We start from the raw sequence: 12632 nt of genomic DNA on the forward strand, positions 1-12632 counted from the left end.
GTCAGTTACACCACGCGCTGGGACACGATCGAGCTGATTGCGGATTGAAATGACATCCGGCGACGTAAACCACCTGACAAGATCAGGGTCGTTCGAATTTCCCACAAAGTCGGGATTGGTTTGCCCAGTCAAAGCGCTTTGTTGAATTCCGGTCGAGAAGGGGTTGAGCCATTGGCAAGGGCCAGTGCCAGGCGTACTCGTCGCCGGATCGCTGCCGCCCGGGGTGCAGTCTGCGCCGCCAAGGCCCCGCAGAGCATACTGCATACGGTTGACCAATTGGTCCTTGCCCGATGCTTCTGATAGGGTTTCACTATAGGTAAAATTGGTTTCCCAGCTGATTTCTTTGTCGGCAAGCGTGTCGCCACTGAGGCCGCCGGAAACCCGGTAGACATCGTAGTTCCGGAAATCCCATGAGTCGCTATCGTTGAAGGCTGGATTTCCTCCAAGCGCAAACGGGCGCCAACCATAACGGGCATTCACGCCGACGAGCGGGATGCCGTCGTAAGCTGCCTGCGACAGTCCAAGGTCTGCTGCATTGTACTGCGATAGCATATCCTGAAGACCAGGATTGTCGGCGGGGATAAAGTAGAATCCGTTGAAGCGGTTGAACGCGGGACCGCCAGTCGCGGCGAATGTTGGTCCGGTTGCGAAGGTCGGTTGCGATGCGGAGATCTTCACCCGAGGAACGCGGGTTGTCGAGTAAAGTGCATCCAGATGAAAGTCGATAGAGGGCGAAACAGCAAGATTGGTTTCGAAATAGAGCTGCGACCTATCTTGCTCGTCAACGATATTTAGGGATTTCGCATAAGGGTATTGGCAAGCCGGAGCGCGCAATGAGAAAGAGGCGCTAAGTCTGTACTCTTCCGGGGTTAGCTCACCGCCAAGGGGTTCGCAGCCCGGATCAACAAAGCCGCTATAAGACAGTAGCGAAGAACCGGTCAGATAAACGCCTGGATTGCTATACGCAGACCATGCAGATGGGTTCTCAAGGTAGTCAGGTGAAGACCAATCCCGTTCGGACATGGCAAGTTCGGATCGGTGCTGGTGGGCTGCCGATACCAGAATATTGCCGTTGTCACCGACCCATCCCCAGTTGGCGTAGACTTGATAGTCTCCATCAGATCCGTCCACAAAGGAATAATCGCCGCCAACATCCAGGCCATCGATATCGCGTCGGATTGTGAAGTTAGCAACGCCGGCAATAGCGTCAGAACCGTAGGTGGCAGAACCGCCGTCCTTCAGAATCTCCACTTGACCAACTGCCGCTAAAGGGAAGGCGTTGATGTCGGTCAGGGTTTGCAACCCGGAGGATGTCGGTGCAATTCTGCGACCATTCAGCAGGACCAGGGTGCGGGCATTTCCGAGGCCCCTAAGGTTGAGACTGCTTGCGCCTTCGACGCGACTTGCAAGTAGGGGGTTGGCATCACCGGCAATTGTGGCGCCAACCATAGGCAGAGATTTTATGAATTCCACATTTCCGGGACTGCCGAGTTTGGCAAGATCGTCTGCACTGTAGGATTCGATCGGAAGTGGTGACTGTTCAGGATCACCAAGTAGCAGTGAGCCGGTGATAACGACTGTCTCCAGTCTCTTATCTCCGTCGGCGCCCGAATCCATTGCAGATTCTTGGGCGTGGGCCATCGCGCCCGCCATGCTGAAGAGAAGCACCAGCGCGGTTGCTCCCGTGTTTCTAACTTGCAGTTTCATTATTATGACCTCCCTTTTTTCTTAAAATGTAATCGATTACTATTTTGTCAATCCCCACTCTAGAGAAAGCCAAAAATTGATACGAATCGGCTCAAAAACACGGAATATCGGGTAAAAAACCATAAAAATAAAAAGGCGTTGACATAAAAAAATGTAAGCGATTACATTAAACGTGATTGATCAATTGAGGAGGAATTCATGCGGGCGGTAAATTTGAATAATTATGGCGGGACGGAGAACTTCGAGGTCGTCGATGTGTCTCAGCCAACGCCGAGTGAGGGCGAGGTTCTAATCCGTGTGGGTTATGCCGGCCTGCGGTGGGGCGATATCATGCAGCGCAATGGCTTTCCAACCCGTGAGCGGGTCACCCCTTTTATTGGCGGCCAGGAGGCGGCTGGCGTGATTGAGGCTACTGGCCCTGGTGTCAGCGCGGACTGGAAAGGTAGGCGGGTTGTAGCGATGGTGCCGAACGGAGCATTCGGGGAATACTGCGTCGCAGCCGAACAGACGCTGTTTGATGTACCCGACTCTGTAAGCCTCGACACGGCGCTGGCCTATCCGATCAATCTGCGTACCGCATATATGCTCGTGTACGAATGGGCAAAGGTCCAGCCTGGAGAAACCGTGCTCGTTCATGCAGCTGCTGGTGGTGTGGGGCATCTGGCCGTGCAAATCATGAAGCGCAAGCTTTGGGATGTGCGCGTGATCGGCATTGTATCGAGCAAGGAAAAGGAAGATCTCTTACTTGCAGATGGGTGTGATTATACAATCAATCGCAAGACTCAAGACTATGTCGAAGAGGTGAACAAAATCTGCGGCCCCAAATTTACCGGCTTCAAATTAGGTGGGCAGCAAGGGGGTGGTGTGGACGTATCCATGAATGGCGTGTCCGGTGAGACGCTCCAGCGCGACCCGCGTGTGATCCGCAAGCGCGGACGATGGGTCATTTATGGATATGCCGGTGGTCGCGGAGAACTCGATACATCCGCCTATGGCTACGACGGCATCACCATCATGCCATTTTCCTCGCTCGCGTGGCTCGGTACCGAGGCCGATGCGCGTGCCCGAACGTTTGTGCGCGACTGGCTGAAGACGGAGCGCCTCGTTACGCCACAAGTTTATAAACTTGAGGATGTCGCTAAGGCGCAGGACGATATGGAAGCCGGCCGCACAACCGGAAAAGTCGTTTTCCAAATTTCACAATAAGAAAAAAGGTCCGCTAAGAGATCTTTTTAAAGGGAGGAATTCATGAGACTCATCGACATTACACGTCCGCTCGACCCTGAGGATATCAACAAGCTGCCAGAGGCGATGCGTGCAAGCGCGTCGACTTTTGTGCCTGAAATCATTTATCAGCGGCCGGCCCATGAAGGCGCTGATGTAATGTGCCAATTGTTTGATTGTTGCCAAGGCGATTTACCTGGAGGAGAGGGTTGGGGGGCCGAGCGGCTCCACATCAATACTCATCTTGGTACTCACGTTGATGCGCCGCTACATTACGGGTCGACATGTGAAGGAAAGCCTTCTCGAACAATTTCCGACATTGATATCAACGAACTTCATGCTGATGGTCACGTTCTTGACCTCAGGGGGAAGGTTGAGAAGCGGCAGGGAATTCCGGTCGAGTTGCTGCGGGCAGAAATTGAGGCACATCCTGTCAAGATCGGTCGGGGCGATGCCATTATGCTGCGGACCGGTCAGGAAGACCATCCGATCGGAGACATGAACTTCTTCAACTATCCTGGCATGACACGCGAGGGGACGCTTTATCTGGCATCTCTTGGTGCCAAGATTCTTGGTACAGATGCTCTCGGTTGGGATCGGCCGTTCGATGTCATGCGCAAGGCGTTCAAAGAAACGGGAGACAAATCCCAAATCTGGGACGGCCATTTTGCTGGACGTGATGCTGAAGTGTTCATCATTCAGCAGCTTCACAATCTGAAATCGTTGCCGCCGCATGGATTCAAGGTTGGATTCTTCCCGCTCCACCTTGCCAGGTGCAGCGCTTCTCCGGCCCGCGCTGTCGCGTTTGTGTCATGAGTGGCATCGAAAAGTCCGAATGGGGGCATAAGCGGCTACCACCGGTATCGACGCTGCTGTTCGGATTCGGATCGACAGCGGTTGGTATCAAGGACATGGGCTTCAGGACAATCCTGTTGCTTTACTACAATCAAGTCATCGGCCTGCCAGCGGGGCAGGTTGCGGCCACTATAATGATTGCACTTATTTGTGATGCGGTTCTGGATCCAATCATTGGCGAAATTTCAGATAACTTCCGCTCGCGTTGGGGGCGCCGACATCCATTCATGTATGCCGCCGCTTTGCCGGTTTCTATTGCATATGTTTTCCTTTGGTTGCCGCCGGAAGGCTGGGGTGTCGGCAATACGTTGATCTATATGTTCGTCCTGTCGGTTTTCATTCGATCGTTCATTACTTTCTATGAGATACCCAGTGCAGCGCTCACGCCCGAACTTACGAAGGACTATGATGAGCGCACTCGCTTAATAAGCATACGTTTTATATTCTATTTTGTCGGTGGATCTCTGCTGACTATCATTACTTTTCGCTACTTCCTTCAGCCGAGTGCGGAATATCCCGTTGGTCAGCTCAATCCGGCGGGCTACCGAATCTATGCCTATCTTTCTGGCGCGCTGATGTTTGCGAGCATGATTGTCTCGGCGCTGGGAACGCACAAGTACATCAAATATCTGGAGCAGCCAAAAACTGACCGGCGGCGTAGTATACTTCACGTGCTGCGTGAAATGAGGGAGACCGTCTCAGACCGATCCTTCATTATGGTTGCTGCGGCAAGTTTTTGTAAGGCGGCCGCTCTTGGAATATCCGGAGCGCTCTCGGCTTACATGAGCACTTTCTTCTGGAAGCTCAGTGCCGGGCAGATCAGCCTGCTTATGATCGATTCATTTTTCGCGGTCGGATTTGCTTATGCTATGGCCACACGATTGAGCAAACGTTTCGGCAAACGAAATGTTGCTATCGCGTGTTACGTCTTGTCGATCATATTTGCGTCCTGGCCAGCGATTTTGAAAGTCACTGGAATCGCGCTCCAGCCGGGTGACGCCAGTGTCGTTCCAGTCCTGTTCTTGAACGGTATCGTCTTCGGCGGGTTGGGTATCTCCTCAACGATTTTGGCGGGCTCGATGATCGCTGACTGTGTCGAAGAAGCTCAGAAAAAAACAGGGCGCCGGTCCGAAGGGCTGATGTTCGCGATCAATGGCTTGATTGGAAAGATCGTCTCCGGCTTTGGTGTGTTCGGAGCGGGCATGGTGCTGGCATTTGTAGGGTTTCCGGAAAAGGCCAATCCCAATGATGTGTCCATCGAGGTAGTCAACAATATGTGGTATACGTACATGGTCGTTGTGGCCGTGCTCTATGCTGCGGGCACATGGTTGCTCACCCAGTATAATATTACCAAAGCTGACCATGAGCGAAACATAATGGAGCTCGAAGCAGAAGCGGGTAACGAAGCCCAGGTGGCGACTTTGGGGCGGAACGTGCAATGAAACTCGTTTCGTTCAGGAAAGTGCCCTATGGCGGTGTGCATGTCGGCGCAGTCCTCAACGAGCATAGCATACTAGACCTGACAGACGCTGGGGGCTCTGCTGCGTTCGGATCCATGCAGGCGCTGATCCAGGCTGGCGCACCAGCACTCGATCATGCCCGCAAAATCGTGGCTTCGGCAGATAGCATATTCCTTCTTTCGCCAGAGGAGGTTGAACTCCTTGCCCCCATCCCTGTGCCTGTTCAGTTTCGTGATTTTATGTCCTTTCACAAACATATTGAGCAGAGTCAGACCGCTGCTCTGCGGATGCGCCTTGGGCAAACGACAGATAGTGCTCAAAGGGCTGCGATAAAGCAGATGATATCCGATTATCGAATTCCGGACATCTATTCCCGGCAACCCGTGTATTATAAGGGCAACCGGTTCGGCGTCGGGCATCCGGGCTCAGATGTGAAGTGGCCAGCCTATTCGAAACTGATGGATTTCGAGCTCGAACTTGCCTGTGTCATTGGCGTGACAGGATGCGACATTTCAAGAGAGGATGCCCGGAAACATATTTTTGGGTATATGATCTTCAACGATTTCTCTGCGCGCGATGCGCAGCTCCATGAAATGGAAGGGCGTCTCGGGCCAGCTAAGGGCAAGGATTTTAATGGGGCAAATGTTTTTGGTCCATATCTGGTGACCGCGGACGAAGTGCCTGATCCCTACAATCTAGAAATGCGAGCTTGGGTGAACGGGGAGCTTCTGTGTGATGCATCATCATCCACCATGCACTGGAACTTTGAAGACAGTATCGCGCATGTCTCGCAGAGTGAGACGCTCCACGCGGGTGAAGTTCTGGCCTCCGGAACCGTCGGTGGTGGCTGTGGGCTTGAACATGGCCGGTTTCTGAAGGACGGGGATGTTGTTGAGCTCGAAATAGAGGGGCTTGGTCGGCTTCGAAATCGAGTTGTTGTGTAAGGCCGCGGGGGAAATAGGAGAATATTATGAAGAGGCGTTTCGTAGACCTTTCAATGACGATCAGCTCGGACCCCAGGACAGATCCACCGGGTATGCATCCGGAAATCGAATACACGCGGCACAGTGAATCGGCGTCGAGCATAGCCAGTTATTTTCCGGGGCTGACCAAGGCTGACTTGCCCGATGGGGAGGGCTGGGCGACCGAACGGATCCGGCTCTCGACTCACAACGGCACACACATGGATGCGCCTTACCATTTTCACTCGACGACGGATTATGGGAAGACGCGTGCGCCGACGATCGATGAAGTGCCGCTCGACATCTGTTTCAGCGCAGGTGTGAAGGTCGATCTTCGTCATCTTCCTGACGGGCATGTCGCGACAGCGGACGACCTGAAAGAGGCGCTCGACAAGATTGAATATGCGTTGACGCCCGGGGACATATTCCTTGCAAATACGCGGGCGGGGGATGTCTTTCCCGAAGAGGGGTTCATTCATGCCGGTTGCGGATTCGGCCGGGAGGCGACGTTGTTTTTGACCGAGCAAGGCGTCAAGGTTGTCGGTACCGATGCTTGGAGTTGGGACGCTCCATTTAGCCACACGGCGAGGAAGTGGGCAGAAACGCGCGATTCTTCTATCATATGGGAAGGCCACAAAGCCGGTCGCGAGCAGCCTTATTGGCAGATGGAGAAACTGGTGAACTTGTCTTCTTTGCCGCCCTCGGGGTTTGAAGTCATTTGCTTTCCTGTAAAAATAAAAGCTGCTTCGGCGGGCTGGAGTCGTGTGGTTGCCATGTTTACGGAGGCTGGACAATGAGGCTTGATTCGCCGCGCATCCGTCCGGTTGGTTCGGACCGCTGGAATGAGGAGCAGAAGAAATTGCTCGAACCCATGGTGTCGAATGGAAAGCTACTCAACATTTACGGTACGCTGGGTGTGAAGCCGAAAGCGGCCCGCGCTTTCCTTGCTTGGGGGCACTATGTTCTGCGGGAATCTTCCTTGCCCGCAACCGACCGGGAGATTGCTATCCTGCGTGTAGGCGAGCTCGCAAATGCCGGCTATGAGCTCTGGCAACATAGTCGGGTTGGGCGCGCCGTTGGGCTCAGTGATCATGATATTGAAGCGGCTAAGGCAGGTCCGGACCACCCTCTCTGGGACGTCAAGCGGAGAACCTTGCTGACGGCTGTCGACGAATTATTCGGTGACCACTTCATTTCCGACTCATCCTGGCAAGCGCTTGGCGTCGTCTACAGTCAGGAAGAGTGCATGGATCTTGTTTATGTCGTGGGTCATTACACGCAAGTCTGCATGATCCTGAATACATTTGGCGTGCAAATAGAAAAAGAATGATTATGTCATTCGCCGTAAGTATTGTGCGGCACCAGCCTATCCTTACCGGGCAGCATTTAAATCAGGATCAGCCATTGAAACAGGGACAGGTAACGCTTCAGGATGTTGCCAATCGTGCAGGTGTATCGATTGCGACAGCGTCTCGTGTCATTGGCGACGGTAAAGTTAAGGCGGCGACCCGAGAGAAGGTTGAGCAAGCCATCCGGGATCTCGGCTATTTTCCGAACGCAGCGGCGCGTACATTGCGGGGTGAAAAGTCCATGACGGTTGGCGTCGTGTTCAACGAGCTGAATGGATCACTCGCGACAGAATTGCTCGATTCACTGGCTTCTCGACTCCATGCGGATGGCTACAGTCTGTTCGTCGCTACCGCCCAGGGCAGTGAACAGCAATATGACGAACTCGTGCAACGTTTCGCTGAGCGCCGAGTCGATGCCTTGCTTTGCGTGAATGCTATGGGGGAGGGGGCCGCGCTGACTCATATACGCGCGCTCGGAATTCCGGCTGCGGCAGTATTTGGACGTAGGGATGGATATCGAGAACTCCCTCTGATTATGCCAACTATTCAGGCCGCAGCATTCGCGTGTGGGGAGCGTCTCAAAGCGCTGGGGCACGAGACGATCGGAATAGTGTATCAGGCGACATCCCGACCACTCACGGGCTTCAGATATTTCATGAAAGAGATGGGATTCTCTGTCAATTCGTATGACCTGGCCGAAACCGGAAGCGATGCAGTCGCTTTCATCAACCGTTACATGCTGGACCCTAACCGCCCAACGGCTTTGATTGCACACCAAAAACTAGCCGCTGAGCTTTTCGACGCGGCTGATCAGATGGCGATCATGATACCGCAGGATATTTCTTTGATCGGCATTCGGGATCAGACCCAGAATCAGACAGCAACACGTCGTCCTCTTTCAACCATTCATCTTGATCCCGCAACTCTCGGCCTTGAGTCTGCCTCAAGACTTGTGCGGATACTTAAAAATGGAGAAGATCAGGGGATGCTTAGCGAGACGCATATTGAAATGGCGAAGTGGGTCGAACGCGATACGACGGGGTCCGCCAACAAGTAGGCTTTCAGATCGCCGAAAAGGTGTCGCTCAAATACGCTCAATATTATGTGTGTTCTATATTGTTTGCCGAGGTGGTGCCAGGCTAATGCGAACCCGTCTCAATTATTCGAGAACTAGCAGGTGCTAGGCGACGAGAAGGTCGCCCCATTCGCGTAGGGCGGCGTCTCGTTTCTGTTTGAATCGAACTCGAGAGTTAATGTGCCTTTCGAAGTTGAAGTGATTGTACACTGACGAATGAACTGAAACGAGTTTCTGCCAACTTCGCATCCGCCGAAATCCAGACATCGCCCGCTCTCGTCTTCGGAAGGGCAGGTGTGAATTCTCGGCACGATTGTTTAGATGGCGCCCGGTTTCCTGGCGCGCCTCATTAACGATGACCTTCATAGGGGCCCGATAGGAAGGACACTTGCCCGCAACGTCGGCCTATGCCGTGGCGGCGAGGTCAAAATCGCCGCTGGATTTTAACACCCAGGCTGGACCGCCATGGCCGGGCACCTCAAAGAAACCAGACTGGCAAAGTAGATGGGCTAACGTGTCCGTCGTCAGGTATTTTGAGGCAGATGGCTGCCTGACTTAAGGAGGGTCTGGCGCATCTGGGTTTGAGTTAAGCAGCGGATTGGGCGTGCTGCAAGCGCCGCAGTTTCATCGTCCTCTTTTTGATTTTCTCGCGTTCGAGCAGGATGGTCTGGCCGCGCCCGGTGTAGACATCTGCTGGGGTGAGGTTGTTCAGGCTCTCGTGATAGCGCTGATGGTTGTAGTATCCGACGAAGGCGTCGATCTGCGCTTCAAGGTCTCCAGGCAGGAAGTAGTTTTCCAGCAGGATGCGGTTCTTCAGGGTCTGATGCCAGCGCTCGATCTTTCCTTGCGTCTGGGGATGGTAAGGCGCCCCGCGTGTATGCGCCATGCCCTTGCTGGCAAGATACTCAGCCAGGTCGCCAGAGATGTAAGATGGTCCGTTGTCTGATAGTAGTCTCGGACGATGAACCACATTCGCCTCATCGAGTCCTGAAGCCTCCAGTGCCAGGTTGAGCGTATCCTCAACATCGCTCGTCGCCATGCCGGTGCAGAGCTTCCAGGCGATGATGTAGCGGGAGAAATCATCAAGCACAGTGGACAGATAGAACCATCCCCAGCCGATCACTTTCAGATAGGTGAAGTCGGTCTGCCAGAGCTGGTTCGGCGCGGTGGTCTTCTCCCTGAACTCATCGGCCGCTTTCATTACGATGAAGGCCGGGCTCATAATAAGGTCATGGGCCTTCAGAAGCCGGTAGACACTGGCTTCCGAGACGAAGTAGCGCTTCTCATCGGTGAACGTCACCGCCAGTTCGCGGGGAGAGAGTTCCGGCTGATCCAGGGCCATTTCCAGCACCTGCTGACGCACCTCATTCGGGATGCGGTTCCACACGCGGCCAGAGCCACCACGCCGGTCTTCGAGAGCAGTTTCACCGAACCGGCGATACAGATCATACCATCTGTAAAAGGTCGGACGCGACACGCCGATCTGCTCCAGCGTCTTCTTCACCGGCTGGTGCGATTGCTCGACTAGCCGGATGATCTCAAGCTTCTCGGATGCGGGATACCTCATTCGGTATCCTCCCCATCCCCGATCACGCTTTTTTTCAGAATGCGGTTTTCCAGCGTCAGGTCGGCCACTACGTCCTTCAGATCCCGCATCTCGCGCTTCAAGCCGCTCACCTCACCGGACGTCGCCTGGCGCTCGGTATCGCCGGAGAGCCGCCTCTTTCCCGCTTCGAGGAATTCCTTCGACCAGGTGTAATAAAGGCCCTGGGCGATCCCCTCACGCCGACACAACTCGGCAATCGAATACTCTCCGCGCAGGCCTTCCAGAACAATGCGGATCTTCTCTTCGGCAGAGAATTTGCGCCGGGTCTTACGGCGTATCTCTTTCACATGTTTTTCGGCCGATCCTTACGGCCCGGATTTCTGTCTCATCTTCGCTCCCTTGGCGGGCTACGATGTGCCAGAAATCCTCCTTAAGCAATTTGGCCGATCTGTCTCACAGTCGCTGACGGGGAACAGCAGAGTATATGACCACGGAGTATACTCTGAATTGAAAACTGAGATGGCTTCGTTCTTTGGGAAAAGCGACCACGTTCGAAATTCAGCTGTCGCTTGTTGGAAAAAAACCCCATGCAGGACCGAAAACACATCCCCAACATCCAGCGCGCAGAACCGCCGCACTCCCCAAGCCGCGTCGGCATCGAGCGCCCCCCCGAACACGCGACCGTCATCGAACCTGCACAAACCTCCAACGCTAACCCCACCCCGCTCACCCAGCTCTTCCGCTTCCAGTACGACCAGCTCCTGCGCTTCTGTGATATCCGTGTCGGCAACCCGGCGGTTGCCGAGGACCTTGTCCAAGACGCGTTCGTGGCTGCCGGGCGCGCCTATCCCGACAAGGGGATAGACGAACTGCGCCCGCTCCTCTTCACCACCTTGCGCAATCTCACGGTCAACTACCTGAAGTCCGGCGACTTCAAGCGCCAGTGCGCCTCGACCGAGATTGGCGATGTGGGCGACAGGCTTGCCTGCCAACGCTCGGCAACTCCGGAGAGACAGGTCATGGATGCACAGATCCTGGAACTGGCAGAAGCGGTCATTGCGGCCATGCCACACCGCAAGCGTGAGGCGCTCCGGCTGCATCGGTTCGAGGGCCTGACCTATGACGAGATCGCCGCGCACTTGTCAGTCTCGCGCAGTACGGTCAAAAAAGACATTGCGGACGCCGTTGCGGAGATTGCGGAGCGGCTCGACCGCGCAGGGCGCCGGGACCTGGACCCGGCCCGGTAACAGGCAGGGCAATGACCAAGGACGAATCTGCGAGCCGCCTCAAGATAGCGGCGCACTGGTATGCCGAGCTGCGCGAGCCGGATGCGGATCACCGCACCTGGGACAAGTTTCGTGCGTGGGAAGGCAGTGATCCCGCCAATCGCGCCGCGTTCCAGCAGGTCGAAGCGAGCCTCAGCCTGCTGGAAGGCAGTTCACTCGCGGCGCCGGGCGCAGGCAACGGGTACGGCTCAAGCGCTACACAATCGGCCTCCCGCAAACCCGCCCGCGTGCGCCTCTACTGGCTCACGGGGATTGCGGCTGTGCTCGTGCTGGCAGTGGTGTCGGTCGTCACCTTCAGCCCGCCATCGGCGCCTGTGGCCCAGGTTTACGCGACCGCGATTGGTGACACGCGCGATGTTACCCTAGAGGATGGCTCGCGCGTCACGCTCAACACCGACACTGAACTCGCGGTGACGTATACCGATAGCGAGCGGCGGATCCAGCTTGCCCACGGGCAGGCGCTGTTTTCGGTCATGAAGGGGACACGGCCCTTCATCGTAGCGGCCGGCGGCAGCGAGACCCGCGCCCTCGGCACAAGATTCGAAGTCTATCGCGGGCCGGACGATGTGGCGGTCACGCTAGTTGAAGGCTCCGTCAGCGTACTGCCGGAGACGGCAGGGCAGGGGAGCGCAGCGCCTGACGTCGGCGAAGAGAGGGCCGCAACCGTGCTCGTCCCCGGTGACCGGCTTGTCCTGCGCGGCGGCGCCATTGCCTCGCTGACACAGGTGGACACAAGCGAGGCGCTGGCCTGGCAGAGCGGCATCCTGCAGTTCAGGGATGTCACGCTTGGCGAAGCGATTGCCGAGCTCAACCGCTATTCTGAAACCAAGATCCGCGTCGATGATCCCGCGTTGGCCCAAGAGCGCCTCAGCGGCGCCTTCGCAGCAGGTGACCAGGACACGTTTGCCGAGACGCTCAAGCTCTACCTGCCTGTCGCGGTTCACCGGAAAGACAAGATCATCCTGATTGCATCCGCTGGACGTGTCTCCCCCTAGTTGGGAGATAGACTGAACAACGACCTGGCACGGGGAGGATCGATGTGACGGGCACCTGCCTGCCGACCGGCGTGCTCGAGAGAGCAGCCACGAGCAGGTGAGGGCGCAAGACATCCTTGACCTGGTGTGCACCCTTTTCGAGCGATAATTCGTATCTTGGGGTGTCAGCGCGC

At 55.5% G+C, this 12632-nt stretch carries 11 protein-coding genes and 1 pseudogene; 9 read left to right on the top strand and 3 right to left on the bottom strand.

All coding sequences use genetic code 11. The annotated features are described in order from the left end of the window. On the bottom strand, positions 1-1707 hold a 1707-nt coding region (locus HOC_RS13010), incomplete at its 3' end, for a TonB-dependent receptor plug domain-containing protein (RefSeq protein ID WP_156950482.1). Positions 1708-1905: 198 nt separating this feature from the next. Between HOC_RS13010 and HOC_RS21295 the strand changes: the two genes are divergently transcribed. The 7 genes from HOC_RS21295 to HOC_RS13045 are packed head-to-tail and all read left to right on the top strand — an operon-like array spanning position 1906 to position 8614. Further along, complete coding sequence (locus tag HOC_RS21295) at positions 1906-2913, top strand: quinone oxidoreductase family protein (protein WP_051624857.1); 1008 nt, start codon at positions 1906-1908, stop codon at positions 2911-2913. 42 nt (positions 2914-2955) lie between these two features. After that, positions 2956-3747, top strand: a complete 792-nt coding sequence (locus HOC_RS13020) for a cyclase family protein (protein ID WP_051624858.1) — start codon at positions 2956-2958, stop codon at positions 3745-3747. Continuing rightward, positions 3744-5228 carry an MFS transporter gene (locus tag HOC_RS13025; RefSeq protein ID WP_051624859.1) on the top strand — a complete coding sequence of 495 codons (1485 nt, stop codon included), beginning with the start codon at positions 3744-3746 and terminating at the stop codon, positions 5226-5228. The genes HOC_RS13020 and HOC_RS13025 overlap by 4 nt, the downstream gene beginning before the upstream one ends. Next, on the top strand, positions 5225-6190 hold the full coding sequence (locus HOC_RS13030; RefSeq protein WP_035539329.1) for a fumarylacetoacetate hydrolase family protein: 966 nt from the start codon (positions 5225-5227) through the stop codon (positions 6188-6190). The genes HOC_RS13025 and HOC_RS13030 overlap by 4 nt, the downstream gene beginning before the upstream one ends. Before the next feature lie 26 nt (positions 6191-6216). Then, positions 6217-7005, top strand: a complete 789-nt coding sequence (locus tag HOC_RS13035) for a cyclase family protein (RefSeq protein WP_035539330.1) — start codon at positions 6217-6219, stop codon at positions 7003-7005. Continuing rightward, a complete protein-coding gene (locus tag HOC_RS13040) occupies positions 7002-7538 on the top strand; it encodes a carboxymuconolactone decarboxylase family protein (RefSeq protein ID WP_035539332.1) in 537 nt (178 codons plus the stop codon). Before HOC_RS13035 ends, HOC_RS13040 begins: the two co-directional genes overlap by 4 nt. Before the next feature lie 2 nt (positions 7539-7540). After that, positions 7541-8614 (top strand): LacI family DNA-binding transcriptional regulator, encoded by a 1074-nt coding sequence (locus tag HOC_RS13045; RefSeq protein WP_162174848.1) that lies wholly within the window; start codon positions 7541-7543, stop codon positions 8612-8614. 123 nt (positions 8615-8737) lie between these two features. On the opposite strand, the pseudogene HOC_RS21825 reads toward HOC_RS13045, so the two are convergent. Continuing rightward, positions 8738-9031: pseudogene (locus tag HOC_RS21825) on the bottom strand (DDE-type integrase/transposase/recombinase); the annotation flags it as partial. A 187-nt stretch (positions 9032-9218) separates the two neighbouring features. After that, positions 9219-10525, bottom strand: a protein-coding gene (locus HOC_RS13050; RefSeq protein WP_156950483.1) for an IS3 family transposase whose coding sequence is annotated in 2 segments (ribosomal slippage) — positions 9219-10234 and positions 10234-10525 — 1308 coding nt in all. Because the reading frame shifts where the segments join, the coding sequence is not laid out codon by codon here. A gap of 240 nt (positions 10526-10765) precedes the next feature. Here HOC_RS13050 and HOC_RS13060 point away from each other — a divergent pair. Together HOC_RS13060 and HOC_RS13065 are read left to right on the top strand one after the other, a co-directional pair. Continuing rightward, on the top strand, positions 10766-11425 hold the full coding sequence (locus HOC_RS13060; protein WP_035539336.1) for an RNA polymerase sigma factor: 660 nt from the start codon (positions 10766-10768) through the stop codon (positions 11423-11425). 11 nt (positions 11426-11436) lie between these two features. Beyond that, positions 11437-12459, top strand: coding sequence for a FecR family protein (locus tag HOC_RS13065; protein WP_035539337.1), 1023 nt, complete (start codon positions 11437-11439; stop codon positions 12457-12459). Positions 12460-12632: the final 173 nt, after the last annotated feature.

Origin of the sequence: Hyphomonas oceanitis SCH89 (assembly GCF_000685295.1) — a bacterium.
GTDB classification, from domain to species: Bacteria; Pseudomonadota; Alphaproteobacteria; order Caulobacterales; family Hyphomonadaceae; genus Hyphomonas; species Hyphomonas oceanitis.